This is a genomic window from Streptacidiphilus sp. ASG 303, assembly GCF_020991365.1.
Classification (GTDB): Bacteria; Actinomycetota; Actinomycetes; order Streptomycetales; family Streptomycetaceae; genus Peterkaempfera.
In genome coordinates this window covers 155,652-181,327 of the sequence record NZ_JAJLRA010000011.1, presented here as the reverse complement: position 1 = coordinate 181,327, position 25,676 = coordinate 155,652, and the positions used below count along the sequence as shown (strand labels likewise).

Annotated in this window: 19 protein-coding genes, 1 tRNA gene and 2 pseudogenes; 11 read left to right on the top strand and 11 right to left on the bottom strand. The window is 75.2% G+C overall.

All coding sequences use genetic code 11. The features are described from left to right. Positions 1-80 precede the first annotated feature (80 nt). The 3 genes and pseudogenes from LO771_RS16865 to LO771_RS16855 all read left to right on the top strand — a co-directional run bounded on the left by LO771_RS16865 (position 81) and on the right by LO771_RS16855 (position 3,933). Positions 81-2,486 (top strand): glycoside hydrolase family 65 protein, encoded by a 2,406-nt coding sequence (locus LO771_RS16865; RefSeq protein ID WP_230653194.1) that lies wholly within the window; start codon positions 81-83, stop codon positions 2,484-2,486. A 171-nt stretch (positions 2,487-2,657) separates the two neighbouring features. Continuing rightward, positions 2,658-3,191: pseudogene (locus tag LO771_RS16860) on the top strand (NAD(P)-dependent oxidoreductase); the annotation flags it as partial. A gap of 127 nt (positions 3,192-3,318) precedes the next feature. Continuing rightward, entirely contained in the window at positions 3,319-3,933 is a 615-nt protein-coding gene (locus LO771_RS16855; RefSeq protein ID WP_230653192.1) for an antibiotic biosynthesis monooxygenase, read from the top strand. Here the strand turns inward: LO771_RS16855 and LO771_RS16850 are convergent. Both LO771_RS16850 and LO771_RS16845 read right to left on the bottom strand, forming a co-directional pair. Continuing rightward, positions 3,930-6,653, bottom strand: a complete 2,724-nt coding sequence (locus LO771_RS16850) for a M4 family metallopeptidase (RefSeq protein WP_230653190.1) — start codon at positions 6,651-6,653, stop codon at positions 3,930-3,932. The genes LO771_RS16855 and LO771_RS16850 overlap by 4 nt on opposite strands. Before the next feature lie 86 nt (positions 6,654-6,739). Beyond that, positions 6,740-7,894, bottom strand: coding sequence for a helix-turn-helix domain-containing protein (locus LO771_RS16845; RefSeq protein ID WP_230653188.1), 1,155 nt, complete (start codon positions 7,892-7,894; stop codon positions 6,740-6,742). Positions 7,895-8,305: 411 nt separating this feature from the next. Between LO771_RS16845 and LO771_RS16840 the strand changes: the two genes are divergently transcribed. Beyond that, positions 8,306-8,378, top strand: a tRNA-Arg gene (locus LO771_RS16840). Positions 8,379-8,456: 78 nt separating this feature from the next. Here LO771_RS16840 and LO771_RS16835 read toward each other — a convergent pair. The 3 genes and pseudogenes from LO771_RS16835 to LO771_RS16825 all read right to left on the bottom strand — a co-directional run. Further along, a pseudogene (locus LO771_RS16835) lies at positions 8,457-8,771 on the bottom strand (tyrosine-type recombinase/integrase); the annotation flags it as partial. 71 nt (positions 8,772-8,842) lie between these two features. Next, positions 8,843-10,249 (bottom strand): FG-GAP-like repeat-containing protein, encoded by a 1,407-nt coding sequence (locus tag LO771_RS16830; protein WP_230653186.1) that lies wholly within the window; start codon positions 10,247-10,249, stop codon positions 8,843-8,845. 316 nt (positions 10,250-10,565) lie between these two features. Then, positions 10,566-11,003 (bottom strand): hypothetical protein, encoded by a 438-nt coding sequence (locus LO771_RS16825; RefSeq protein WP_230653184.1) that lies wholly within the window; start codon positions 11,001-11,003, stop codon positions 10,566-10,568. Positions 11,004-11,114: 111 nt separating this feature from the next. On the opposite strand from LO771_RS16825, the gene LO771_RS16820 reads away from it, so the two are divergent. The 3 genes from LO771_RS16820 (at position 11,115) to LO771_RS16810 (ending at position 14,595) form a co-directional block, all read left to right on the top strand. Further along, entirely contained in the window at positions 11,115-11,501 is a 387-nt protein-coding gene (locus tag LO771_RS16820) for a hypothetical protein (RefSeq protein ID WP_230653182.1), read from the top strand. Positions 11,502-12,127: 626 nt separating this feature from the next. Continuing rightward, positions 12,128-12,544: a hypothetical protein gene (locus tag LO771_RS16815; protein ID WP_230653180.1), complete on the top strand. Its 417-nt coding sequence runs from the start codon at positions 12,128-12,130 to the stop codon at positions 12,542-12,544. A gap of 626 nt (positions 12,545-13,170) precedes the next feature. Next, positions 13,171-14,595 (top strand): PA14 domain-containing protein, encoded by a 1,425-nt coding sequence (locus LO771_RS16810; protein WP_230653178.1) that lies wholly within the window; start codon positions 13,171-13,173, stop codon positions 14,593-14,595. 357 nt (positions 14,596-14,952) lie between these two features. On the opposite strand, the gene LO771_RS16805 is transcribed toward LO771_RS16810, so the two are convergent. Then, positions 14,953-15,549 (bottom strand): DUF664 domain-containing protein, encoded by a 597-nt coding sequence (locus LO771_RS16805; RefSeq protein ID WP_230653176.1) that lies wholly within the window; start codon positions 15,547-15,549, stop codon positions 14,953-14,955. 384 nt (positions 15,550-15,933) lie between these two features. Between LO771_RS16805 and LO771_RS16800 the strand changes: the two genes are divergently transcribed. Further along, on the top strand, positions 15,934-18,009 hold the full coding sequence (locus LO771_RS16800; protein WP_230653174.1) for a SpoIIE family protein phosphatase: 2,076 nt from the start codon (positions 15,934-15,936) through the stop codon (positions 18,007-18,009). A gap of 70 nt (positions 18,010-18,079) precedes the next feature. Here LO771_RS16800 and LO771_RS16795 read toward each other — a convergent pair whose 3' ends face one another. The 4 genes from LO771_RS16795 to pnuC form a co-directional block, all read right to left on the bottom strand. Then, complete coding sequence (locus tag LO771_RS16795) at positions 18,080-18,820, bottom strand: SDR family NAD(P)-dependent oxidoreductase (protein WP_230653173.1); 741 nt, start codon at positions 18,818-18,820, stop codon at positions 18,080-18,082. Positions 18,821-19,027: 207 nt separating this feature from the next. Then, positions 19,028-20,209: a damage-control phosphatase ARMT1 family protein gene (locus tag LO771_RS16790; protein ID WP_230653171.1), complete on the bottom strand. Its 1,182-nt coding sequence runs from the start codon at positions 20,207-20,209 to the stop codon at positions 19,028-19,030. 165 nt (positions 20,210-20,374) lie between these two features. Next, positions 20,375-21,589 carry an AAA family ATPase gene (locus LO771_RS16785; RefSeq protein WP_230653169.1) on the bottom strand — a complete coding sequence of 405 codons (1,215 nt, stop codon included), beginning with the start codon at positions 21,587-21,589 and terminating at the stop codon, positions 20,375-20,377. Then, positions 21,586-22,245 (bottom strand): nicotinamide riboside transporter PnuC, encoded by a 660-nt coding sequence (gene pnuC, locus LO771_RS16780; RefSeq protein WP_230653167.1) that lies wholly within the window; start codon positions 22,243-22,245, stop codon positions 21,586-21,588. Before pnuC ends, LO771_RS16785 begins: the two co-directional genes overlap by 4 nt. A gap of 122 nt (positions 22,246-22,367) precedes the next feature. On the opposite strand from pnuC, the gene lpdA reads away from it, so the two are divergent. Beyond that, the gene (gene lpdA, locus LO771_RS16775) at positions 22,368-23,768 is read left to right on the top strand and encodes a dihydrolipoyl dehydrogenase (protein WP_230653165.1); all 1,401 of its coding nucleotides are present in this window, start codon (positions 22,368-22,370) and stop codon (positions 23,766-23,768) included. Between the two features lie 138 nt (positions 23,769-23,906). Next, positions 23,907-24,047 (top strand): hypothetical protein, encoded by a 141-nt coding sequence (locus LO771_RS16770; RefSeq protein WP_230653163.1) that lies wholly within the window; start codon positions 23,907-23,909, stop codon positions 24,045-24,047. A 72-nt stretch (positions 24,048-24,119) separates the two neighbouring features. Here the strand turns inward: LO771_RS16770 and LO771_RS16765 are convergent, their stop codons facing one another. After that, the gene (locus tag LO771_RS16765; protein ID WP_230653161.1) at positions 24,120-25,151 is read right to left on the bottom strand and encodes a CapA family protein; all 1,032 of its coding nucleotides are present in this window, start codon (positions 25,149-25,151) and stop codon (positions 24,120-24,122) included. 198 nt (positions 25,152-25,349) lie between these two features. Between LO771_RS16765 and LO771_RS16760 the strand changes: the two genes are divergently transcribed. Further along, positions 25,350-25,625, top strand: a complete 276-nt coding sequence (locus LO771_RS16760) for an acylphosphatase (protein WP_230653159.1) — start codon at positions 25,350-25,352, stop codon at positions 25,623-25,625. Positions 25,626-25,676 lie beyond the last annotated feature (51 nt).

The following is a 25,676-nucleotide window of genomic DNA, read 5'->3' as shown; positions in this document are numbered from 1 at the left end:
CGCCGCCGGCGCCCGCACCCCGGCCCCCGCCCCCGGGCGCCCGAACCGCCCCGGGGCCGCACCGCGGAGGAGTGGTCCCGTTGCCGCAGTCCACCTGGGAGTACGAGGGCTGTGACCCGGCGCAGGAGCGGCTGCGCGAGGCCCTGTGCGCCCTCGGCAACGGCCGCTTCGCCACCCGCGCCGCCGCCCCCGAGGCCGCCCCCGGCCCGCTCCACTACCCCGGCACGTACGCCGCGGGCGTCTACAACCGGCTGGAGTCCACCGCCGCCGGGCGGCAGATCACCAACGAGGACCTCGTCAACCTCCCCAACTGGCTGCCGCTGCGCTACCGTGTCCGCCCCGACGGCGCCCCCCACGGCCGCTGGCTCGTCCCCGGCGGCCCCGGCACCCGTGCGCACCGGCTCGTCCTCGACCCGGAGGAGGGCGTCCTGACCCGCACCACCCGGTACGCCGACGACCGCGGCCGAGGCCTGCTCGTGGTCCACCGCGTCCTCGTCCACATGGGCGACCCCCACCTGGCGCTGCTGCGCACCGAGTTCACCGCCGACGGCTGGAGCGGCACGGTCGAGGTCCAGTCCGCCCTCGACGGCCGCATCGCCAACACCGGCGTCGAGCGCTACCGCGCCCTCGCCGGACAGCACCTCACCCACCTCCACACCGGCACCGCCGACGGCGACCCCGGCACCGTCTGGCTGCGCTGCCGCACCACGGCCTCCGACATCCGCGTCGCCCTCGCCGCCCGCACCCGCACCCGCCCCGACCCGGCCGCCGCCGACACCTCCCTCACCGGCCGCCGCGCCGCCCGCCTGCTCACCCTCCCCCTCGCCCCCGGCCGCCCCGCCGTCGTCGAGAAGACCGTCGCGCTCTGCACCTCCCGCGACCCCGCCATCTCCGACCCCCTGCACAGCGCCCTCGACCGCGTCCGGCAGGCACCGGACGCCGACGCCCTCCTCGACTCCCACCGCACCGCCTGGCGGCACCTGTGGCGGCGCGCCGAGCTCGACGTCCCCGGCGAGGCCGGGCGCATCCTGCGCCTCCACCTCTTCCACGTGCTGCAGACCCTCTCCCCGCACACCGCCGACCTCGACGTCGGCGTCCCCGCCCGCGGCCTGCACGGCGAGGCGTACCGCGGCCACGTCTTCTGGGACGAGCTGTTCGTGCTGCCCTACCTGAACCTGCACTTCCCCGAGGTCTCCCGCGGCCTGCTGACGTACCGCCACCGGCGGCTCCCGCAGGCCTGCCTGAACGCCCGTGCGGCCGGGCTCCGGGGCGCCCTCTACCCGTGGCAGAGCGGCAGCGACGGCCGCGAGGAGACCCAGGAGCTCCACCTCAACCCGCGCTCCGGCCGCTGGCTCCCCGACCGCTCCCGGCTCCAGCACCACGTCGGCTCCGCCGTCGCCTACGACGTGTGGCAGTACTGCCAGGCCAGCGGCGACACGGAGTTCCTGCACACCCGGGGCGCCGAGATGCTGCTCCAGATCGCCCGGTTCTGGGCCGACCGCGCCGTCCCCGACCCCGCCACCGGCCGGTACCGCATCCTCGGCGTCGTCGGCCCCGACGAGTACCACGACGCCTACCCCGGCGCCGACCGGCCCGGCGTCGACGACAACGCCTACACCAACGTCACCGCCGCCTGGGTGCTCTGCCGCGCCCTGGAACTCGTCCGCTCCCTGCCGCCGTTCCGCCACGACGAGCTGCTGGACCGGACCGCGCTGCACCGGCCCGAACTGGAACGCTGGGAGGACGTCTCCCGCCGCCTCACGGTGCCGTTCCACGACGACGTGATCAGCCAGTTCGACGGCTACGGCGACCTGCAGGAACTCGACTGGGACGGCTACCGCGCCCGCTACGGCGACATCCGCCGCCTCGACCGCATCCTGGAGGCCGAGGGCGACAGCACCAACCGCTACCAGGCGTCCAAGCAGGCCGACGTCCTCATGCTCGGCTACCTCTTCTCGCCCGCCGAACTCGCCGCCCTGCTGCGCCGCCTCGGGTACGACCTCGACGACCACACCTGGAACCGCACCGTCGACCACTACCTGCGCCGCACCAGCCACGGCTCCACCCTCAGCGGACTCGTCCACGGCTGGGTCCTCGCCCGCGCCCGCCGCGCCGACGCCTGGCGGTACTGCCAGGAGGCGCTGACCGAGGACGTCGCCGACATCCAGGGCGGCACCACGGGGGAGGGGGTCCACCTCGGCGCCATGGCCGGCACCCTCGACCTCGTGCAGCGCGGCCTCACCGGACTGGAGACCCGCGAGGACGCCCTCTGGCTCGACCCCGTGCCGCTGCCCCCGCTCTCCCGCTTCGGCTTCCGCGTCCGCTACCGCGGGCACTGGGGCGTGCGGGTGCGGATGCACCCCGGGCAGCTGCGCATCGGCGTGCCCGACTCGGACGAGTCGCCGATCCGGGTGGAGATCGGCGGCCGGTCCGCCCTCGTCCACCCGGGGGAGGAGCGGCGCTTCACCGTGCCCCCGGGCCGCTGAGGGCCGCCGGCCCGGGACGCTGAGGGCCGCCGGCCCGGGCCGCGCGCCCCGCCCGCCGTCCCCTCCCGCCCTCTCCCGTGCCCTCCCCGCCGCTGATCCGTGCCCTCCCCGCCTCCGGACCCGCCCGCCGGGACGTGTTTCCGCGCCCGCCCCCGGGGCAGCGGTCCCGGCATGGCGGACATCGTGGCGTACGGCGTGCTCACCGACGAGCGCCCCCTGCTGGAGAAGGCCTTCGCCGGGCAGCACGACCTGCGCTGCCTCGACCTGATGCTCAACCGCGACACCGCGCCCACCGCCGCCGGGTACGGGATCGTCTGCAGCAGCGTCAACGACGTCCTCGACGCCGAAGTGCTGCGCACCCTCGCCGCCGGGGGCACCCGGACGACCGCCCAGCGGTCCACCGGCTGCAACAACATCGACCTCGACGAGGCCCGCCTGCTGGGCCTGACCGTCGCCCGGGTCTCCTGGTACTCCCCGTACTCCGTCGCCGAGTTCGCCTGGGCGCTCGCCCTCGCCGCCGACCGCCGGGTCGTCCGCGCCGTGGGCCGCACCCGCGAGTTCGACTTCCGCCTCACCGGGCTCCTCGGCCGGGACTTCCACGGCCGCACCGCCGGGATCCTCGGCACCGGCCGGATCGGCACCGCCTTCGCCCGGATCGCGGCGGGCTTCGGCATGCGCCTCCTCGGCTGGGACCCCGCCGAGAACACCCCCGTCCCGCCGCCCGGTGCCGGGAGCCCCCCGTGACCCCCGCGACCCCCGCCGCCAACCCCGAACCCGTGAGCGCGGTCGTCACCTGGCGGGTGCTGCCCGGCCGCGAGGACGCCTTCGAGGAGTGGGCCCGCGACATCACCCGCGCCGCCTCCCGCTCCTGCGCCGCGACCGGGGCGTCACCTGGCTCCGCCCCCAGGACGGCACGCACCACTACCACGCGGTCCTGCACTTCCGCGACGCCCGCCGGCTCGCCGCCTGGATGGAATCGCCCGAACGCGCCGCCTGGCACGCCCGCGTCGCCGACATCGCCGTCCCCGCCGACGAGCAGCGGCGGCACACCGGACTCGACACGTGGTTCCCGCTGCCGCCCGGCTCCGAGGAGCAGACGCCCCGCTGGAAGATGTGCGTCGTCACCTTCTGCGGCGCCTACCCCTTCTCCCTGCTCTTCCAGGGCCTCGCCGCCCCGCACACCGTCGGCTGGCCCCTCGCCCTGCGCGCCGCCGCCTTCCCCCTGCTCCTCGTCCCGCTCCTCACGTACCTGGTCCTGCCGGCCCTCAACCGCCTCCTCCGCCGCTGGCTCTACCCCCTCCACCCGCGCCGCACCCGCCGGGATCCGCCCGCCCCGTCCCCGCACCGCCCCGGCGACCCGGTGCGGCGGGACCTGCCGTCCGCCGGCCACGCGGAGGAGGCCCCGCCGGACGGCGGGGCCTCCTCCACGGACGCGCGGGGAGCCTAGGAGCAGGTGCCGGCGAACGAGCCGCGGGTCACCACGTCGGTGGAGGCGGCGGTGGTGTCCAGCCACACCGTGCGCTGCCCGTCACCGAGCGAGGGCGCCAGCTGGTAGCCGGAGCTGCAGGAGACCCGGGTGTACACCGGGGTCCCGGCGACCACGTCGGCGACGGGTGCGGCCCAGACCTTCCCGACCTTGCCGGTCCAGCTGCCCAGCGACCCGTAGGCGTCGTACGTCGAGTACACGAAGTAGTCCTCGTTGACCGAGAACTGGGCGCCGTGCAACGAGTACGGGGACGGCTGGGAGATCACCCGGAAGTGCGCCGGGTCGTCCAGCGGGGCCGAGTAGAAGTAGCTGCCCGGGAAGATGAAGCCCCCGGACTCCCGCCAGAAGACGCGGTCCCCGGTGATCTGGATGTCGGTGATCGAGTTCAGCAGGAAGAACTGGATCTTGGTGCTCCGGGCGGTGCCGGTGGCCGTGTCGTAGACGTGGAGGTAGCGGCCCTTGCCGTCCCGCCAGGCGAGCCGGCCGTGCTTCATCGCCAGGTTGCCGGCGGCGGTGCCGGCCTCCGGGGTGAGGTCGGTGGTCGTGCCGTCCGGGGTGCGCAGGTACACGTCCCGCTCGCCGTCGGCGGAGACGCCGATCCAGGCGAGGCTCCCGTGGTCGGTGACCGGCTCGATCTCGTCGTCCGGACCGTCCACCAGCTTCTTCACCGCGCCCTGGCCCTTGTCGTCGGCGGTGTAGACGCCCACGCCGTCCGGGGCGATGCGGGTGAAGACGACGCGGTCGTCGTCGAGCGACGGGTCGACCAGGTAGGCGCCGTCCTCGGCGAGCTCGTGGTCGGACTCGCCGGCCTGCTTGCCGAACCGGCCGACGGTGATGCCGAAGGCGGCGCCGCCCCGGCTCCAGGCGACGGCGTCGCCGTGGCCGACGGCGTACACGTCGCCGTCGACCTGGGCCGCCTGCTCGTCCACGCCGGAGGTCAGCTCGTAGGCGGGGACGACGCCGGCGGCCAGGGCGGTGCCGTCGTGCACGCCGCCGAGCTGCTCCCAGCCGTCGACGATGCCGTGGGCGTCGAAGGCGTCGCCGATGGCCTGCAGGTCGTCCTTGGAGGCCTTCAGCGCCTTGGCGGCCAGGGTGACCGCGTGGCGCATGTCGGTGAAGCCGGAGAGCGGGGTCAGGTAGTCCTGGGCGGCCAGGTACATGATCCGGTCGGCGAGCCCGTGGTCGAGCCGCTTGCGGACGTCCCACATCGCGCCGGAGACGACGGTGGAGTTGTCGTGCACCCCGCCGTTGTCGACGTCCAGGGTGGCCGGGATGTAGTCCTTCTGCGCGCTGCGGCCGTCGTTCATGTCGCGCAGGGCGCAGGCCCGCAGCGTCTTGGTGCCGTTGCAGAGGTACTCGCCGACCAGGCCCGAGTCCGGGTCGTCCATGGCGATGCCCTTGTCCGCGGTCTCCATGGCGTTGCCGAAGTAGTCGGAGACCGCCTCGTTGAGGGCGCCCGACTGGTTGAGGTACACCAGGCCCGCTGCGTGCTCGGTGACGCCGTGGGTCATCTCGTGGCCGACGACGTCCAGGGCGACGGACAGCGGGATGCCCTTGTTCGACCCGTAGACCATCTTGGAGCCGTCCCAGAAGGCGTTGTAGAAGTCCTTGCCCTTGCTGGAGACGTTGACCACCGAGTCGATCGTGCCGCCCTTGCCGTCGAGCCCGTCGCGGCCGATCTCCTGCAGGTAGTACTGGTAGACCTTGGCCGCGTTGACGTGGGCGTCGACCGCGCCGGAGGCGGTCTGCGCGCCGTCGAACCGGGTGCTCGCCGAGGAGGCCGGCGGGATGCCGTCCGGGACCCCGCCCCCCGTGACCGCGTTGTAGTCCAGGCGCTGCGCGTCGAAGGTCCGGATCTGGCCGCGGGCCGTCGCGTACATCGGACGCGTGGAGTCGACCAGCGTGTACGAGCCGTCGGCCTCCCGGTTGGCCGCGACCGGGGTCTCGGAGCCGTCGAAGCGCACGCCGGTGCCCTGCACGGGTGAGGCGGTCCCGGCGTCCAGCGTCTCGACGTTGTCGTACGAGAGCGCGATCCCGCCGACCCGGGCGTCGACGAAGACCTCCTGGCGCACCGGCCCGCCGTCCGGCGCGGCTCCGGTCACGGTGAAGTGCCAGGCGAGGCGTCCGCCGTCGGCGCCGGGCAGCACGGTCAGGCCGTGGTCGGCGGTCCTGGCGTCCTCGACGTCGGCCAGCCGCCGGTCCAGGACGAACGCCCGGCGGCGGGCGGTGTCCCGGTCGACCAGGGGGGTGGTGGGGACCGTCAGCGCCGTGTACAGGGTGCCCGTGGTCGACTCGACCCGCTGCCCGCCGTCCACCTTCTCCGTCTGCACCGCGTACTGCGCGCCGAAGACCGGGACGCCGTGGTGGAGCTGCTGGAAGCGCACCGCGGCGTGCCCCCCGCCCCCGGTCGTCCCGAGCGTCCGCAGGTCGGAGTCGGCTATCCGGTACACGTCCTGGTGGTCCCTCAGGTGGGACCGGGCGGCGTCGGCCGGGGAGCCGCCACGGACGGTGCGGTCCAGACCCTCCGTCACGGTGGGCGCGACCGGCACCGCGGTCCGGCCGGGCGGGCGCGGCGCGGTGTCCGCCCCGTCCGCCCACGCGGGCGGGACCAGCAGTGCGGAACCGGTGGCCGCAACGACGGCGGCGGCCACGATGACGCCCCGGATCCTGGTTCTCCTCAAGAAAGCCTCCTGGGACACGAACGTGCGGACGCCGTCCGGCCTCCGCCCCGTTGACGGACCGATGGTTCCGAGCCGGATCCCTGCGATCAAGGGACCGCCGGGGGCGTGAACGCGCCCCGGCGTGAATGCGCCTCGCACGCCTCGCACGCCTCGCCGGCGGCCGGGGGCCGGCCGCCCCCGCCGGAGGCCGTCTCCTCGATCCAGCCGCTCTCGGCCGCGTACCAGCCGAGCTGGAAGCGGGTCGCGGCACCGGCGAGGCCCATCAGCGCCTGCAGCCGCCGCTGCACCGTGCGGTAGCCCATGCCCAGGTGGCGGGCGATCGCCGAGTCGTTCAGCCCGATGTGCAGCAGGGCGAGGATCCGCCGGTCCACCGCGTCGATCCGCGGCTCCCGGCCGTCCCCGGGCGCGACGCCCCCGGAGGCGTGCGACCGCAGCCGCCGCCCCCGTGCGAAGTACTGCTCGAAGAGCGAGGCCATGGCGACGACCAGGCCGGTGCGGTGGACGACGAGGGCGGCCGGCTCCGCGTCCTCGCGGTCCGGGTCCAGCGGCAGCAGGGCGACCCTCCGGTCCACGACCACGAGCTTGATCGGCAGATCGTCGACCACCGAGATCTGCTGGCCCTGGGCGACCATGCCGGTAAGGGCCTCCGCCGTCCCGGGCCGCTCCAGCCAGCCGCGCGCCACGACGCTCCGGATGGCCACGCCCCGCTGCCGGAGGTCGTGCTCGGCCGCCTCCGCGTTGTCCGCGAAGGTGATCACCTGGGTCCGGATCGCCGGGACCATCGAGCACACCTCGTCGACCGCGTCCTGCTGCATCGACAGCAGGCGGCCACGGATGGCGGCGGCCCCGGTCAGCACCTCGACGGGGGCGCCCGAGACCCTCGACTGGGCGAGCCGGTGCCGCTCGGCGAGGTCGCTGACCAGGGACTCCGTCCGGTGCAGCTCGGCACGCCGGGCCTCCACCCGCGACGCCAGGGCCAGCAGCGGGGGCGCGGCCCGGTAGCGTGCGGTGCCGTCGCCCACGTCCGCGCCGGCCAGGCCGGCGGCGACCAGGGACTCCAGGGCGCGGGTCACGGCCGCGACCCCGTCCGGCCCGGCGGCGAGCTCCTCCGGTGTGCTGCCGGGCCGGTCCACCAGCAGCCGGTAGACCCTGTCCTCCTCCGGACCCAGGCCGAGGCCCGTGAGGGAGGAGCCCGGCCCCGTCGCGGCCGGTGTCCCCGGGGCGGCCTCCGACGCGTCCACTCCTCCTGCCTCCCTGTTCTGCCGGTCTGCCGACGGGTTCCGCCGGTGTGCCGACGGCCGGTCGGACGACGGGATTTCGGGGGCATGCTACGCAGGGCGGCCATGCCTCCGCGGCCATGCCTCCGCGGCCGACGCCGGGCGGCCGGGCCGCGGCAGGCGGCGAGGGGTGCACGGCGGCTCCCGGCGACCGGGCCGCGCCGGACACGTTCCGATCGCGGGCCTGCACCCCACCCGGTGCGGGTCCGCTACGCTGTCCCCAGGTCCGAACCCTCGGCCGTCCGACGTCGGCATCTGCCTGCCTGCCCGCAGCGCATGTGCCCTCGCCCGAGGCAGGGGAAGGGCTCCGGACGGTTTGCGTTCACGGCCGAGGCTCCCCCGCGGGGTCCTCTCCGGAGATCTCGACACGTCCGCGCCTCAGTAGCTCAGGGGATAGAGCACCGCTCTCCTAAAGCGGGTGTCGCAGGTTCGAATCCTGCCTGGGGCACACAGCACGACCAGCGCGAACGCCCCGGAGCCAGAAGGCCCGGGGCGTTGTCGTGCCGGATGACATCACCGGATGACATCAACATGGGAGATTTTCGGGAGACGAGGGCGGCCCACCAGCCGGGCGGCGCCGCTGGAGCAGCCGGCCCATATGGCTGATCGCCTCCCGCTGGGTGTCCTGCACCACGTGCGTGTAGACATCCATGGTGATGCTGATCTGACTGTGCCCGAGGATCTCCATCACCACGCGCGGCGCCACCCCGGCCGCGGTCAGCAGCGTCGCGCAGCCGTGCCGGGCGTCGTGCAGCCGGATCACTCGCAGGCCGGCCCTTTGAGCGACCCGCGTGAACGACCGGTACAGGTTGCGCGGCTCGACCGGCCGTCCGGTGCGGGTGGGCCCCGGCCGGGTGGCCGGGGCCGTCTGTGGTGCGGATGGTGTGCAGGCCGACGTGCAGGGATGGAGTGTCAGTCGGCGAGTGGCGCGCCGAAGCCGGTGGCGCCGGCCGGGGGGCCGAAGTAGGCGGAGCCGGTGCTGGTGAGGTTGTTGGCGGTGCCGGGGAAGGCCCAGACCGTTCCGGTCCCGTTCTCGCCGGAGGCGGTGGCTGCCAGGTCCGCCCGGCCGTCGTGGTTGAAGTCGCCGAGCTGGAGTCGGGATCCGAAGCGGTCGCCGGGTTCGGCGTGCCCGGGGACGCCGGTGCTGTCCTGGTTGAAGGTCTGGGTGCGGGCGGTGTTGATGCCTTGGGCTGAGCCGTGCAGCAGGGTGATGGTGCCTGCGTTCTGGATGGAGGCGTCGGCGCCAAGGCGCTCGGTCGGGTTGCCGACCAGCAGGTCGGCGTAGGTGTCGCCGTCGACGTCGCCGAAGGCGAGGGCTGCGCCGAAGCTGTCCCACGCGTCGTTGTCGCCGGCGACACCCGGGGTCGCCTCGGAGATGGTGACGGGCTTGCGGGTGGCGCCCAGGGAGCCTGCTTCGCCGTAGTAGACGCTGACACCGCCGCTCGTGGTGAAGGCCAGATCGGCGCGGCCGTCGTGGTCGATGTCCCCGGCGGCGAGGGACATTCTGCTGTACAGCGGGTTCGGGAGCGGCAGGGCGCCGTCGGCCACCAGCCCGCTGGACGTGCTGTGCAGGTACTGGAGTCCGTAGGCGCCGTGGTCGGTTTCCATCTCCGGCACAGCATCCTCGTTGTAGACCACGTCGCTGCGGCCGTCGCCGTCGAAGTCACCAACGGTGAATTCGCCGATCCAGGTGCCCTCCGCGACCGGCGAGACCATCGAGACGGCCCCGGTGCCCCCGGCCCGGGTGATCGGGCCGAGTACCACCCGCAGCGCCCCGTTGACGGTGAAGGCCAGGTCGGTGCGGCCGTCGTGGTTGAAGTCGCCGGTGCCGACCTGCCTGGCGGCGGACCCTTCCGGTGTGCCGGACTGGAGGCCGCCCGGCAGGGAGGTGCCGCCGGTGAGGCCCCCGCTCCCACCCCACAGCACGACGAGGTCCCCCTGCGGGAACTCGCCGTTCCCGATCCTCTCGCCCGGTACGCCCACGACGAGGTCGCTGTATCCGTCGTGGTCCATGTCCCCGACCGCCAGCGCGGCGCCGAACTCGTCGCCGGTCTCGTTGCTGCCCGGCACACCCGGTGAGTTCTGGTGGATGGTGACGCGCCTGCCGTCGGGCAGCCCCTTGGCGGAGCCGTAGATCACGGTGACCCGTCCGGCGCCGCCGCCGGATCCCATGGCGAGGTCGCGGTAGCCGTCCCCGTTGAAGTCGCCCTGGAGGCCGGAGCCCGTAGCCGACGCCGATTCGGGGAGCAGACTCAGAGCACCGATCGCCAGCGCGCCGGTGGCGACGACGGCAAGCAGGGAGGACATAGGTTTGCGCATGCGGGGTCGTCCTGTCGGATGTCGGAGGCTGTGCTCGTGTGACGCGCGGGGGGCGGTGTCGGTTGCGTTCCGTACGGTGTGAAGGCGTGCCGGTTGTCGAACGCTGAAGCCGGGTTGGGCCCACCGGGTTGATCCGCTGTCTGCTGGGCGTCCGAGCCGGCCACGGCCCGGCGCCGGCAGGACACCTGCCGAAGATCGCGTCAACGCCCGCGACGGCTCACCGAGGTCGGGAGATCCACCAAGCGGGCAACAGGGCCGTCGGGCTACCAAGCCCATCCATGACCGACGAGGATCCTGAGGACGTCGGACACCTGGCTCAGTCTGCGGTGACTCCCCAATACACCATTTCCACTGGTTTGCCATCGTCGTAAAGGACGGTGCACCTTCCAGACCCGCGCCCCGGGTAGAACTCCAGCTCGTCCAGTGCCTTGGACCACTCGGCGTACGTCGGTCTGCCGCCTGGCGCCCACTCCCGTACCTCTTGCTCGGTCAGCGGCCGCATGGTGCCGAACTCCTCCTCCGCATCCGGAGCAATCAGTGCGTACTGGTCCACGACCGAGCCGGTGCCGCCGGTGCCGATGTATTCCCACCACTCCGGATCCATCCAGAGATCATCGATGCTCCGGCCCTCGAATCCGTCTCCCTGATTCACCAGAGATTCCTCCTGCGCCCGGCGAAACGCAGCCGACAGATCCTCGTGGTACGGACCGGTCTGGAACCAGCCATTGCCACCCATGATGCCGTCCTCCCTCATTCGACTCGGCGAGAGCATAGGCGGTGCCACGGACAACCGAGACGGCCTCCGTCCTTCCCCGCCGAAGCTGCTGCCTCGGCCTGTCCGGGGGCCGTCCCCGGGCGGCCGACGATGACGGATGCCGACCGAGGACGCCCCCTCGACCCCTTGTGCGGCCTGGGGCGGGTACCGGTATCCGCGGCACTGGAACAACCACGCCTGCACCCGGAGATCAGCCATGACTACGCCGGCCTGACTGGCTACGGTGTACCGGTGCGGGGCGATGATGGCGGCCTGGCCGCCTGGCTGGAGTCAAAGAGGCTGCTCGTGAGCCCCGAGCGCCACATCGATACGTTGCGCCACCTCCTCACCGAGGACGACGACCCGCTTTTGGTTTGCGACTACGACCTGATCAGCGATCCGCAGGCAGTCGCCATCGTGGAAGCCCAACAGCGTGCAGCAGGGCAACGCCATCGCAGGCCAAGGCGACTGGCGGCGCGTAAGCGCTCTGCGAAGTGACATCACCAGGTGACATCAACGTCGCCGGAGGCCGGCGGATCTGTCCATCCGGGCAGGGACCAGGCAATGGGCCCGAGCACGGATTCCGGCAAGCCGCGCGAAGCCCGGCTCGAACTCCTAAAGCGGGTGTCGCAGGTTCGAATCCTGCCTGTGGCACACAGCACGACCAGCACGAACGCCCCGGAGCCGAGAAGGCCCGGGGCGTTTTGGCGGCAGCGCCCCCCGGGTGGTCGTTCCGCGACGCCGTGCGAGTGATGGCCGGATCCTTGGGTGGCGACGGCCACGCGGGGTCCGACCTCATGCGACCGGTGCACCCGACCCGGGTGGCGTGCGCTCCGGGCTCCGGCGGTGCCGGCTCCGGCCCGGCGCAGGGACCCGGAACCGCTGAACCGGTGGGCGGCGGGGATGTCGGCGGTGGAGTGCGGGTGCTCTGGATCGGTGGGCATGCGGAGGCCGAACTCGAAGGGTCCAACAGGCCGCACGGACCCCTGCCGTGCACCGGCACCGCGCCACAGGGAGCGCATGTGAGGTGTGCGAGGCGCGCCCGGCTGGTCCGGCGGTCCCTGCAGAGAGGGCCGGGACCATCGGAAGACCGGCCGGCCGAGGCGCCCCAGTAGCATCCGGGCATGAACAGCAAGGGGTGGGGAGCCCTCTACGGGCTGTGCTTCGCTGTGGCGTTCGGCTGGGGTGTGACCGGGGTCGTCGAGGGGGGGTGCGACTGGGTTTACGACAGCCGGGGTGCGGCGTGCGAGGCGCCGGACGGCTACGGCTGGTACACCGTCGTCGCCGTCGTCGCGGTCCTTTCGCTCCCGCCGCTGGGCTGGACGGTGATCCGTACCGACGACTGGCGTCCGTCGTTGGGTTTCTCCGTCGGTGCCGCCGTTGCCCTGGGGATCACCCTGTCCGCGGGTGTCACCCGCGGATTCTTGATCCTGGCTGCGGTCGAGGCGGCCTTGGCCGTGGGAGTGCCCTTTGTCCTCTGGGGCGTCGGGTGCACGAGGACGCGGGCGGAGAAGACGGGCAGGACCTCCACGCCCACATGAAAGGCGCGGCGTCGCCGGCCGGGGCGCCGGGGCCGGGCGGGACGCCCAGCGGTGCGCCGCGGTGGTCCGGCACCGGGCACGTCCGGCTGCCGGCGGAGGCCGTGCCTGCAGGCGTGCGCTGTCCCGGGCGGCTCCTTCGCCCCCGTCTGCCCGGCCTCGTCCTCGAAGGCGGTCCAGGCCCCGCGGGCACCCGGCGACGACCAACGCTGACGACCGTTGACCACTCGGTCGCAGGTCACAGCGTTGATCGTCCAGGCGACCCCGGAGCAGCAGGCCCTCACGTCACTCTGCCGGCGCCCGGGGTGTGATCAGAGGAACCAGGGGTGGTCTGCCCGCGGACGAAGCTGGTGCGCCGACTTCCGACGCTGCCGTCGACGACGGCGGACGACCCCGGATCGGGACGGCTGCCAGGACACCCGGGTCCAGCAGCGACCACGTGGTTCCCGCACGTGCCCCGGGGCCCGGATCGAACGTACGCGGCGGGGGACGCCGGACGCCGTGACCACCGCCGGCTCCCTCCACGTCGTCGGCCCGGGGCGGCAGCCCGCCGCGGCCGTGCAACCTTCCCGCCGTCCCACGGGTCTTCGCGCTGTACGTCCCTGCCCGCACAAGCGCGAAAGGCCCCCGTGCACCAGAAGAGATCCGTCGCCGTCCTGACCGGCGGCGCTCTGTCCGCCGTCGCCCTCGGCGGTCTGCTGGCCGCCGCCGCCCCGCAGGCGGCGGCCGCCGCCGCCTGCTCGGCCAACGTCTACCAGCGGACGTTCTACAAGAACACCGCGTTCTCCGGCTCCGCGGTGCGCACCGACTGCGACGACGTCATCAGCCAGAGCTGGTCCGGCAGCCCGGCCACCGGTGTGCCGTCGGACAACTTCGGTGTCCGCTGGTCGGTGACGCGCGACTTCGGCTCCGGCGGCCCCTTCACGTTCACCGCCTCCGCCACCGACGGCGTCCGCGTCTACCTGGACGGCGTCCGCAGGATCGACCTGTGGACGGGCACCGGCGACACCGCCCGCTCCAAGGGCGTCAACCTCACCGTCCCCTCCGGCAGGCACACCCTGCGCGTCGACTACGTGAACTGGAGCGGCGCCGCCAAGGTCGCGTTCACGTACACGCCCCGGACGTCGGCCGCGTACGACAGCACGAAGCCGCTCGCCCCCACCGGTGTGAGGACCGCCTACGACACCAGGACCCGCAGGACGACCGTCTCCTGGTCCGCCAACAAGGAGATGGACCTGGCGGGCTACTCGCTCCACCGGCGGCCCGTCGGCTCCGGCACCTGGACGACGGTCGCCACGACCGCCGCCCGCAGCTACACCGACCCCCTGGTCAACCCGGACGACCGCACGCCCTACTCCTACGAGGTGCGCGCCAGGGACAAGGCGGGCAACACCTCGTCGGGCAGCGTGGACACCATCGTCCGCCCCCTGCCCGTGGTGACCTCCCTGACCGGCACGTACGACAGGGCGACCGGCAAGGTCGCCCTGACGTGGCCGCTCAACACGGAGCCGCACTTCGACCACTACACGGTCCTCAGCAACGACAAGGTGGACGGCTCCTACAGGTGGGTCCCGCTCGGCACCACCCGGGGCAGCACCTGGACCGCCGGCCCCGTCGCCGCCGACGGCGAGACCCGCCACTACCGCGTCCTCGTCACCAACGACGGCGGCACCACCACCTACAACCCCGACTGGCTCGACGCCACCGCCGCCAACGAGCTCTGGCTCGGCATCCCCGACGGCATCGCCCCGGCCCGGGCCCCCGAGCTGTCCCTGGGCTCCTGCACGGGCGGCATCCGGGCGACCGCGACCGACGACACGCCGTCCCCGATCCGCGACTTCGCCGGATTCGAGATCGAACGCCGCGAGGCCGGGACGGACACCCGGTCGGTGGTCCTGCACAAGGCGTACGACCCGCGCCTCGACCCCGCCACCGTCACCGTCTGCGACCCGCTGCCCGCCGACGGGCGCACCTACGAGTACCGGGCCCGTACCTATGACGCGGCCGGCAACTACTCGCCGTACAGCGAGATCCGGGCGTCGACCGCCGGCTGACGGCCAAAGGGGGCGGTGCGGCCGGACGGGCCCGGAGGTGATCACGGCACCGCCGGGGCCCCGGTCCGCGCCTCCCGCCCGTTCCCGCGGGTCTCCCGGCCCCCGCCGGGCACGTCACGGGGACGGAGGACCGGGGAGACCCGTCGCGGGACCGCGGCAGTGCACGCCGTCGGTCCGCGACGGGTCTTCCCGGCTGCCCGGCCGGAGGGTCCCGCGTCCGCCGGGCGGGGAGCCGCAGGACCGCACCGTGCCGTCCGGCCGGCTGCCCGTCCTGCACGAAGGGCCCGGGCGTCCCGCTCCGACGCGCTCGTACGGATCGGGGCGGGCGCCGACCGCCGGGGCCGTGCGCCGGCGGTCCTACGGCCGGGCGCCCCGGCCGGCCGGCCCGCTCCTGGGGCGCCATCCGGGCGGCGGGTCCTCGCCGACCCGTCCGTCCACGGCCTCGCGGAGCAGATCGGCGTGCCCGGTGTGCCGGCCGTACTCCTCGATCAGGTCGCAGACGAGCCGGCGCAGGCCGGCACGGCGGCCGTCGGGCCAGGTCAGGTGGACGAGCTGGTCGAGCCCGCCGTCGGCCAGGGCCGCGTCGAGCCGCGCGCGGGACCGCTCGACGGCGCCGTCCCACAGCGCGTAGAGCTGCTCGGGGGTGTCGTCGGCGGCGGAGGCGAACGTGAACTCCCAGTCGCCGCTGCCGTCCCAGCCCATGGCGTCCCACGGCGCCCCGATCGGCTCCCCGCTCAGCCGGATGGTGAAGAGGTGGTCCTCCGCGGCGGCGAGGTGCTTGAGCAGGCCGCCGAGGGTCAGCGAGGAGGACCCGACACGGGCCCGCAGCCCGGCCGCGTCGAGGTCGTCGGCCTTCCAGCGGAAGGTCGTGCGCAGCCGGTCGAGCGCACCGGTGAGGTGCTCGACCTCGCTGCCGGCCAGGGGCGGTTCCCACGGGCGGTCGCTGTCGGTCATGCGTGCCACCGTAGACCCGGCCACCGACATCCGGCCCCGGAAACCGTACGACGGGGGCACGGCGGCGAGGACGCCGACGGCGACGGAGCCGTACCGGCGGGGACCCCGGCGTCTCCCGGTCCGGCGTCTCCCGGTCCGGCGGCTCCCGTGCTCCCCGGACAGGCGCCGCGCGTCCCCCCGGCGCCGCGCGTCCCCCCGGCGTCGCGGGAGCCGGGCCGTCGGCGGGGGAGGCGGCGGAACCGGGGCCCGGCCCGCCGCCGTCGGCGGGCCCGCCCGCCGCGCACGCACCCGAGGCCGCGCGGTCGGCCCGGAAGCGGGTGAGAATGAGGAGCGGACCGGCGGAGGCGCCGGCCGCCGCAGCCGCGGGACTGTGGAGGTCTCATCGTGCCTGGGCCGGGGTCGTACGGCGCGCTGGTGGAGGAGGCGTTCTCCCAGTGCCACCTCCCGGTGGCGATCTACGACCGGGACCTGCGCACCCTGCGGGCCAGCCTCGGCATGGCCCGGGTGCTGGGCGTCCGCGAGGACGGGATGCTCGGCAGGCGGCTCAGCGAGATCATGCCCGGCCCGCTGTGCGAGGGCGCGGAGCAGGCCATGACCGGGGTCCTCGCCTCGGGGGCGCCGACGACGCTGCGGGTGCTGGGGGCCGCCCGCTCCGGCGGCCGGCCCCGGGTCTGGTCGGTGACCCTGTCGCCGCTGCGCGACGGGAGCGGGCGCACGTGCTGGGTGCAGCTGACCGCGCTGGACACCACCGACCAGTACTGGGCCCGGGAGCGCCTCGCCCTGCTGAACGAGGTCAGCGCCCGCGTGGGCACCACGCTGGACGTCGTGCGGACCGCCCAGGAGATGGCCGACGTCGTCACGGGCGGCCTCGCGGACTTCGTCACCGTCGACCTGCTGGAACCGCTCTTCCACGGCGGGGAGCCGGACACCCGGTCCCCCGGTACCGGCCTGGTGCTGCGCCGGGCCGCCCACCAGTCCGTCCTGCCCGGCGTGCCCGAGACGGTGACCCGGGTGGGCGAGGTCGACCACTACCCGGAGTGCTCGCCGCCCGCCCGCTGCCTGGCCACCGGCAAGGCGTCGCTGCACCCCGTCCTCGACCGGGAGATCCGGGACTGGGCCGCGGGCGATCCGGCCCGGGGCAAGCTGATGCGCACCCACGGGGTCCACTCGGTCATGGTCGTCCCGCTGGCCGCCCGCGGCACGGCGCTCGGCGTCGCCGTCCTGGCCCGCCACCGGCGCGCGGAGCCCTTCGACGAGGACGACCTGCTGCTCGCCGAGGAGGTCGGGGCACGCGCCGCCGTGGCCGTGGACAACGCCCGTCGCTACGCCCGCGAGCACGCCACCGCCTTCGCCCTGCAGCGCAGCCTGCTGCCGCACCGCCTCCCCGCCAACCAGGCGGTGCAGGCGGCCTCCCACTACCTGCCGGCGCGGAGCAGGGCCGGCGTCGGCGGCGACTGGTTCGACGTCATCCCGCTCTCCGGGGCCCGGGTCGCCCTGGTCGTCGGGGACGTCGTGGGCCACGGGCTGGGCGCGTCGGCGACCATGGGCCGGCTGCGCAGCGCCGTGCGCGCCCTCGCCGACGTCGACCTGCCGCCCGACGAGCTGCTGGTCCACCTCGACGACCTGGTCACCCACCTGGCCGAGGAGGACGCCGAGGCCGACACCGGTCCCGAACCCGGCATCGTCGCCACCTGCCTGTACGTGGTCTACGACCCCGTCTCCTGCCGCTGCACCGCCGCCAGCGCCGGGCATCCGCCCCCCGTCGTGGTCGGACCCGGCGCGGCCGCCGAACTGCTCGACCTGACGCCCGGACCGCCGCTCGGCGTGGGCGGCCTGCCGTTCGAGACCACGGAGCGGGAGCTCGACCCGGGCAGTCTGGTGGTCCTCTACACCGACGGGCTGATCACCGCCGGCGGGCGCCAGGTCGACACCGGGCTCGACCGGCTCCGCGCGGTCCTGGACCGCCCCGCCGCCACCCCGGAGGAGGGCTGCGACGCGATCCTCGCCGACCTGCTCGCCGAGCAGCCCACCGACGACGTGGCCCTGCTCGTCGCCCGCACCCGCGCCCTGGCCGCCGACCAGGTCGCCACCTGGGACCTGCCCTCGGACCCGGCGGCCGTCGCCCCGGCCCGCGCCCGGGTGGCGGACCGGCTGGCCGCCTGGGGGCTGGAGGAGCTCGTCTTCACGGCCGAGCTGGTGGTGAGCGAACTGGTCACCAACGCGGTCCGGTACGGGGGCCCGCCCGTCCGGCTGCGCCTGATCCGCGACGCGACGCTCATCTGCGAGGTCTCCGACAGCAGCAGCACCTCCCCGCACCTGCGGCGCGCCCGCACCCACGACGAGGGCGGCCGCGGCCTGCTGCTGGTCGCCCAGCTCTCCGCACGCTGGGGCACCCGGCACACCCCGTCCGGCAAGACCATCTGGGCGGAGATCGCCCTGCCCGGCGGGGATCCCGTGTGACGGCGGCGCGGTCCGGCCCGCGGAGGACCTCCGGCGAACGGCGGCGCCGGCCCGTCCCGGGCGGCGGCGGTCAGATGCCGCCGGCCACCCGGAGGACCGCGCCGGTGGCGTAGGAGGCGTCGTCGGAGAGCAGCCAGGAGACCGCCCCGGCGATCTCCTCGGCCTGCCCGGGGCGGCCCAGCGGGATGGTGCCGGCGAGCTTGGCGGGCCGCTCGGGGTCCTGGTGGAACCCGGTCCGGATGATGCCGGGCGCCACGCAGTTGACCCGGATGCCGTCGGCGGCGACCTCCTTGGCGAGGCCGACGGTCATGGCGTCCACGGCGGCCTTGGTGGCGGCGTAGTGCACGTACTGGCCGGGGCTGCCGAGGGTGGCGGCGGCGGAGGAGACGTTGACGACGGCGCCGCCGCCGGTCCGCGCCATGGCGCGGACGGCGCGGCGCGCGCAGAGCAGGTAGCCGGTCACGTTGACGTCCACCGCCCGCCGCATCCCCTCGGCGTCCGCGTCGGCGAGGCGGCCGTTGGGACCGCTGACGCCGGCGTTGTTGACCAGGCCGGTGACGGGGCCGAGCTCCGCCGCGGCGGTGGCGAAGAGGCGGTCCACGGCGGCCTCGTCGGCGGTGTCCACGGCCACGGTCACGCAGCGCCGGCCGGCGGCGCGGACGGCCTCGGCCACGGCCTCGGCGGCGTCCGCGTCGGCGCGGTAGCCGACGGCGACGTCGTGCCCGTCGGCGGCCAGCCGCACGCAGACCGCCGCGCCGATGCCGCGGCTGCCTCCCGTGACGACCGTGACACGCTGCCGCTGCTGCTCCATGGGTGCCTCCTGTCAGGGACGGGTCGCCCGTAGCCTGCCACGCGGCGGCGAGGGAGGGGCGTGCGGCCGCCGCACGGCGGGCGCCGGCGGTCCCCCGTCGTCACGGGCGGGACCCCGGCACGTGCGGACCCGGCGCGGCCGCATCCCTGACGGCCGCATCCCTGACGGCCGCATCCCTGACGGCCGCATCCCTCACGGGCGGACCCGTCACGGGCGGACCTGGACGACGGCATGGCGGCCGCTCGTGCGCCACCGGGGGTCGGCGGCCTCCAGGCGGTGGGCGACGGCGGGGTCGAGGCCCGCCGCCACGTCGGACTTCAGGGTGCGCAGGGCCGCCACCGGCGCCGGGAAGTGGGCGGTGAGGCCGGCGAACGAGGCCGTGGCCGGCCAGTGGCGGTCGCCCACCAGGCGCCGGTAGTTGAGGTCGCCCTTGACCACCGCCACCACCGCCTCGGCGAGCTCGGCCCGCAGGTCGTCCGGCATGGCCTCGAAGGGCAGCGGCGCGCAGAGGAAGGGGTGGGTGCGGATCTCCAGCCGGCCCCCGGTCAGCGCCTGCCGCAGGCGGCGGCCGACCGATCCGGCGGCGCCGGGCGCGGCGAGCAGCCGGCCGGCGGCGGCGAGCACGTCGGCCGTGGTGGCGTCGGAGACGAAGGTGGGCTGCGGCTTGACGTACAGGCGGGCCGAGGCGGCGCGGCCGGTGTGCAGCAGGTGGTCGAGGAGGACCAGGTCGGGCAGCAGCTCCCGGCCCGCGTTGTCGGCGAGCAGGGCGACCGTGCCGGGGGGCCCGGCGGCGAGGAGCGCCCGGAACCGGGCGCCGTCGTCGTGGACGAGGCCCCCGTCGTCCTCCGCCGTGCCCTCCCCGCCGGGGGTGAGGCGGAAGGAGAGGTCGGCGCGGTTGCCCCACAGGGCGGAGCGCAGCAGGGCGTCGTCGCGCCGCTCCCCGTCGAGGCGGGCGAGTCCGTCCAGGGCCGCCAGCTCCCCGTCCACCGCCGCGCTGCCCAGCTCGGCGGCCTTGACCGGCCCGAACGGGTCGACGCCCTGCCACGGCCCCGGCCCGAACCAGCCGACCGCGGCGAGCAGCCGCCGGTAGAAGTAGCCCTCCGCCCAGAGGAACGGCAGGTCCGTCCAGCGCTCGCCGAGGTGGCCGGGCAGTCCCCAGGCGTCCCATGCCGCGGCGTCGGGCGCCCCGTCCTCCAGGGGGCCGACCACCCCGTCGGTGCTCTCCTCCAGCAGCCGCTGCACGGCGGTCCGCTGCGCGGGCCCGTACGGGAGGCCGTCCAGGACCTGCCGCAGCAGCACGGGGTGGCGCTCGTGGAAGACCCGCCACGGGAACGAACCCGGGCCGCCGACCGTGATCACCGGCGGCCGGGCCGCCTGCGCTGGGGGCATGGGGTGCGACTCCTCGGGGTGGACTGCGTGCGGCCGCCGTCTGCATGGTGCCACGGGCCCCGCCGGGCCGGTGCCGCGGCGCGTCCCGGCACCGGCCCGGCAGGCCGCACCGGCCGCACCGCCGCACCGGCCGCGTCCGTCCGGCCGGCGGCCCGGCCCGGCGGTTCAGCCCAGCGGGTCGGCCAGGCGGCGGCCCTCGGCGACCAGCGCGTCGACCGCCTGCAGGGCGCGGAGCAGCCGGGCGTCCCGGCCGCCGCGCACCTCCAGCCACGGCGTGCCGGACGCGGCCAGGACCTCCCGGAACCGCCCGGTCATCCAGGGGCGCAGGTGCTCCCCGTCGCGCAGCCCGTCGTCGTGGAACGGCACGCCGGCGTCGTCGGTGAGCAGGTACAGGGAGCGCGGCGGCATCCGGTCGGCGGCGGCGCGGACGGCGGGCGTGGACCGCCCGCGGTAGCGCTCCTGCCAGACGGTTGTGGCGAGCGCGTCGGTGTCGCAGACCAGCACCGGCCCGCCGGCCCGGGCGGCGGCCTCCTCGTCGGCGCACTGGCGGCGGGCGACGGACTCGAAGTCGGCGTCGTCCCAGTCCAGGTCGGAGACGGCCGGTTCGGGCGCCCCGGCGAGGGCGGCCCGGGCGCGGGCGACGGCGAGCTTGGCGACGGTGAGTTCGCGCCCGTACTCGGGGACCCAGCGGGTGAGGGCGTGCGGGCCGCCCCGGGAGCGCAGCGCCGCGGCCAGGTCGCGGGAGAGCGTGGTGGTGCCGGTGGACTCGGCCCCGACCACGACCACCCGCAGTGCGAACCAGGCCCGGACCGGCGGCTCCAGCGCGTCCCAGAAGGCGGCCGGGTCGGCGCGGACCGCGGTGCCGGAGACGGCGAAGGTGTCCCGTCCCGGGTCGAGCCGCACGTCGGCGGCGCCGAACCGGCGGGCGAGCTCGGCGCCGTAGGGCTCGGAGGTGAAGACGGCGTCCACGGGCCGGGCGCGGTGCGGCCCGGCGGCGACGGCCTCGCGCATCAGGGCCGTGTGCCCGTCCCAGGCCGCGCCGCTGCCGTAGTCCACCGCGAGGTTGTCGGTGACGCCGGTGACGGCGACGTGGGGGCGGTCGGCGTACGCCTCGCGCAGCCAGGCGACCCGGTCGGCGAGCGGCACCGACTCCACGTCGGCGGCCATGGCGACGACGGTGACCCGGCGGCAGGTGTCGGCGGCGGTGCGGATGAGGAAGTGGTGCCCGGCGTGCGGCGGGTAGAACTTGCCGATGACCAGGCCGTGGTCGAAGTCCCGCCCGGGTCCGGTGCCGGTCCCGGGCGAGGGGACGGGCGCGGGGGCGGGGACGGGCGCGGCGGCGGACGCGGCGGCGGGGGCGGGGACGGGGGTGCCGCTCATGCGCGCACCGCCGTGGGGGCGGCCGCGGCCCGGTCCGGCTGCCGCCGCCACGCGCGCAGGCCGGCCGCGCACATGCCGAGGAAGACGACGTACACGGCCGAGGTGAGGACGAGGTCCTTGGCGAGGTAGAGCGGGATGTAGACCAGGTCGGCGGCGATCCAGAACCACCAGTTCTCGTACGCCTTGGTGTTGAGCAGCCACTGCGCGGCGAGGGAGAGCGCGGTGGTGAGCGCGTCCCAGAAGGGGGCGGTGTCGTGGGCGCGGGCGAGCACCGCGGTCAGCGCCCAGGTGGCGGGGACGAGGAGCAGCAGCAGGACGGCCAGGGTCCGCGGGGTGGCCCGCCCCGTCGGGCGGGCGGTGCGGTGCTCGCCGCCGTGCAGCCAGGTCCACCAGCCGGCGGCGGCCAGCAGCAGGTAGACGACCTGGAGCAGGGCGTCCGCGTACAGGCGGGCGCTCCAGAACAGGACGAGGAAGAAGAGGTTGTTGGCGATGCCGACGGGGAAGTTCGCGACCTTCGCCCTGACGGTGAGCCAGACGCAGGCGGCGCCGGTGCCGAAGCCGAGCAGCTCGGCCCAGGTGACGGCGTCCGCGCCGGCATGGAACAGCACGGTGTTGAGGGGTGCGACGAGGTCGGCCAGCGCGTCGCTGACGGCCATGGCGGGCTCCTTGCTCGGTAAACGTCAGTTTGACGATAACTGGTCGGCCGATCCCTGCCAAGACCCGCGTGTCAGCCCCGGGCGCCGGGCGGACGCGGCGGGACCGGCCTAGGGTTGCGGGCATGAGCGGACACTTCGACGTCGTCGTCCTCGGTGCCGGTCCCGGCGGGTACACCGCCGCCGTGCGCTGCGCCCAACTCGGCCTCAGCGCCGCCGTCGTGGAGGAGCGCTACTGGGGCGGGGTCTGCCTCAACGTGGGCTGCATCCCCTCCAAGGCGCTGCTCCGCAACGCCGAGCTCGCCCACATCGTCACCCACGAGGCCAAGACCTTCGGCATGCGGGTCGAGGGCCGGGTCACCTTCGACTACGGCGAGGCGTACGCGCGCAGCCGCCGGGTGGCCGACGGCCGCGTCAAGGGCGTGCACTACCTGATGAAGAAGAACGGCATCCGGGAGTACCACGGCACCGGCCGCTTCACCGACGACCGCACGCTCACCGTGACCGGCGCCGACGGCTCCACCGAGACCGTCACCTTCGACCACTGCATCCTCGCCACCGGCGCCTCCACCCGGCTGCTGCCGGGCACCTCGCTCAGCGAGCGGGTCGTGACCTACGAGGAGCAGATCCTCAGCGACCGGCTGCCCGGGTCGATCGTGATCGCCGGGGCGGGCGCGATCGGCGTCGAGTTCGCCTACGTGCTCCACAACTACGGCGTGCGGGTGACCCTGGTGGAGTTCCTGGACCGCCTGCTGCCGCTGGAGGACGAGGAGGTCTCCGCCGAGCTGGCCCGCCGCTTCCGCAAGCTCGGCGTGGACGTCCTCACCTCCACCCGGGTCGAGTCCGTCGACGACTCCGGCGGGACGGTGAAGGTGCACGTCTCGACCGGCGGGCAGCGGCAGACCCTGGAGGCCGACAAGGTCATGCAGGCCATCGGCTTCCAGCCGCGGGTCACCGGCTACGGGCTGGAGAACACCGGGGTGCGGCTGACGGAGCGCGGGGCGGTGGAGGTCGACGGCCGCGGGCGCACCAGCGTGCCGCACATCTTCGCCATCGGCGACGTCACGGCGAAGCTCATGCTGGCGCACGCCGCCGAGGCCATGGGGATCGTCGCCGCCGAGACCATCGCGGGGGCGGAGACGATGGAGCTCGACTTCGTGATGATCCCGCGGGCGACCTACTGCCAGCCGCAGGTCGCCAGCTTCGGCTGGACGGAGGCGCAGGCCCGGGAGAAGGGCTTCGACGTCCGGGTCCAGAAGTTCCCCTTCACGGCGAACGGCAAGGCGCACGGCCTCGGCGACCCGTCCGGCTTCGTCAAGGTCCTGAGCGACGGGCGGCACGGGGAGCTGCTCGGCGCGCACCTGATCGGGCCCGAGGTGACGGAGCTGCTGCCCGAGCTCACCCTGGCCCAGCAGTGGGACCTCACCGTCCACGAGGTCGCCCGCAACGTCCACGCCCACCCGACGCTCGGCGAGGCGGTCAAGGAGGCCGTCCACGGGCTCGCCGGACACATGATCAACATGTAGCGGGCCGGCCGGCGGCCGTGTGGGATGCCCCACAGGGCGCCCTTCCGGGGCGTCCTGTCCGCCTATGTTGGGCTTTGGGCGTTCAGCCCGGAATGCGCGTCCGCGCGTTCGCACGTCCGACGGAAGGCGGTCCCGCCCATGGGTGAGCATGTCCACGTACGCGTCAACCGCGGCCTCTCCGTGACCGAGGACGGGCAGCTGGTCGAGCTGTCCCGGTGCCCCTGCGGCGAGTCGTGGACCAGGTCCTACCGGCCCGACGAGGGCGCCCCCGAGCGCTGAGCCGCAGGTCCGGCGCGGCCGGCCCGGACCCCCCGTCCGGCCGGAGCGGCCGTGCGGGCCCGGCCTGCCGCCTCAGGACCAGTCCACCACCAGCCGGCCGTCCTCGGCCGCCACGGCGGTCCCGAACTCCGAGCACGCCCGCGCGAACCGGTCGTGCACCCACTCCCACGCCTCGCCCCGGGCGGCCTCCGTGCGGCCGGTCCCCAGCACCAGCGGCAGCGCCTCCAGCCGCACCGGGCGCGTCCGGCCCCCCGGCGCCCGGCCCGGCGCGGCGCCCTCGGCCGGTGCGCCCTCGGCCGGTGCGCCCCCGGCCAGCGTGACCAGGAACAGCAGCCCCAGGTCGTTGCGGAGCACGGGGTGGACGGCGTAGTCGTCGGCGAAGTCGCCCATGTCGTGCAGCACGCCGTGCGCCACCCCGTGGAAGACGTGTGCCGAGTGGCCCGCGACCAGGGCGGCGCCCGCGTCCAGCAGCCCGCAGGCGGCCCGCCGCACGTACCGGGGCGGGCGGGCGGTCATGTTGGGCCCCCAGTGCGGCGTCACCAGCACCGCGTCGGCCGCCGCCGCGGCGCGCCCCACCTCGGCCTCCAGCCACTCGGGCACCCCGGACCGCAGGTCGGCGAGGGCGGTGCCCGGCCGGTCCGGCGCGGCGGCGAAGTCCGGCGGGTGGTCCGCGACCCCGACCACGGCCAGCCGCACCCCGCCCGCCTCCAGCACCTCGAACCGGCGTGCCGCCTCCAGGCCGGCGCCCGCGCCCACCGTGCGGATCCCGGCGGCGGCCAGGTGCGCGAGGGTGTCGGCGAGGGCGTCGAAGCCGTAGTCCAGCGCGTGGTTGTTGGCCAGGGTCACGCAGTCCACGCCCAGCTCCGCCAGGATCCCGGCCGCGGCCGGAGGGGTGCGGAAGAAGAACAGCTTGCCCGGCTCCGGCCACGGCTCTCCCCGGTCCGAGACGCAGCACTCCAGGTTGAGCACGAACAGGTCCGCCGACGCGGCGGCGGCCCGCACCTCCGGCCCGAACAGCTCCCGGGCCCGGCCGCCCGCCCCGATGCGGGCGGCGACGCCCCGCCCCAGCATGGTGTCCCCTGCCAGTGCCACGGTGACGGCCATCACCGGTCACCCCGTCCCGTTCCCGCCGCTCGCCCCACCTTCCAGCATGCGGCCCGCGGCGCCCGCCGTCACGCGGCGGCCCGCCGCCGCCGCGCCGCCCCCTCGCCGCCTGCCTCCGGCCGGCGCTGCGGGCGGCCGGGGCGCCCCGGGGATACGTTGTCCGGGAACGGCCGTCCAGGAGGCGAGGTGGCGGGGCGCATGGTCCGCAGGCGTGTGGTCGTGACCGGCCTGGTGCAGGGCGTCTTCTTCCGGGACGCCTGCCGCAGGACGGCCGTCGGGCACGGCGTGGCCGGGTGGGTGCGCAACCGCGCCGACGGGGGCGTGGAGGCGGTCTTCGAGGGGCCCGCCGAGCGCGTGGAGCAGCTGCTCGCCTGGGTGCGCCACGGGCCGCCCGCCGCCCGGGTGGACCGGGTCGAGGTGGCGGAGGAGGAGCCGGCCGGAGCCGTCGGCTTCGCCGTGCTGCCCACCCGCTGAGGCCGGCGCCCGGGCCGCCGTGCGCCGGTGCGCCCGCCCGCGGGTGGTGCG

What these genes read in the sequence shown, in the direction of transcription:
- LO771_RS16760 (WP_230653159.1), top strand. Translation starts at nt 25,350, where the DNA reads ATGGTCCGCAGGCGTGTGGTCGTGACCGGCCTGGTGCAGGGCGTCTTC.
- LO771_RS16825 (WP_230653184.1), bottom strand. Translation starts at nt 11,003, where the DNA reads ATGAGGGAGGACGGCATCATGGGTGGCAATGGCTGGTTCCAGACCGGT.
- LO771_RS16795 (WP_230653173.1), bottom strand. Translation starts at nt 18,820, where the DNA reads ATGGAGCAGCAGCGGCAGCGTGTCACGGTCGTCACGGGAGGCAGCCGC.
- lpdA (WP_230653165.1), top strand. Translation starts at nt 22,368, where the DNA reads ATGAGCGGACACTTCGACGTCGTCGTCCTCGGTGCCGGTCCCGGCGGG.
- LO771_RS16790 (WP_230653171.1), bottom strand. Translation starts at nt 20,209, where the DNA reads ATGCCCCCAGCGCAGGCGGCCCGGCCGCCGGTGATCACGGTCGGCGGC.
- LO771_RS16785 (WP_230653169.1), bottom strand. Translation starts at nt 21,589, where the DNA reads ATGAGCGGCACCCCCGTCCCCGCCCCCGCCGCCGCGTCCGCCGCCGCG.
- LO771_RS16765 (WP_230653161.1), bottom strand. Translation starts at nt 25,151, where the DNA reads ATGGCCGTCACCGTGGCACTGGCAGGGGACACCATGCTGGGGCGGGGC.
- LO771_RS16830 (WP_230653186.1), bottom strand. Translation starts at nt 10,249, where the DNA reads ATGCGCAAACCTATGTCCTCCCTGCTTGCCGTCGTCGCCACCGGCGCG.
- LO771_RS16770 (WP_230653163.1), top strand. Translation starts at nt 23,907, where the DNA reads ATGGGTGAGCATGTCCACGTACGCGTCAACCGCGGCCTCTCCGTGACC.
- pnuC (WP_230653167.1), bottom strand. Translation starts at nt 22,245, where the DNA reads ATGGCCGTCAGCGACGCGCTGGCCGACCTCGTCGCACCCCTCAACACC.
- LO771_RS16820 (WP_230653182.1), top strand. Translation starts at nt 11,115, where the DNA reads ATGACGGATGCCGACCGAGGACGCCCCCTCGACCCCTTGTGCGGCCTG.
- LO771_RS16815 (WP_230653180.1), top strand. Translation starts at nt 12,128, where the DNA reads ATGAACAGCAAGGGGTGGGGAGCCCTCTACGGGCTGTGCTTCGCTGTG.
- LO771_RS16805 (WP_230653176.1), bottom strand. Translation starts at nt 15,549, where the DNA reads ATGACCGACAGCGACCGCCCGTGGGAACCGCCCCTGGCCGGCAGCGAG.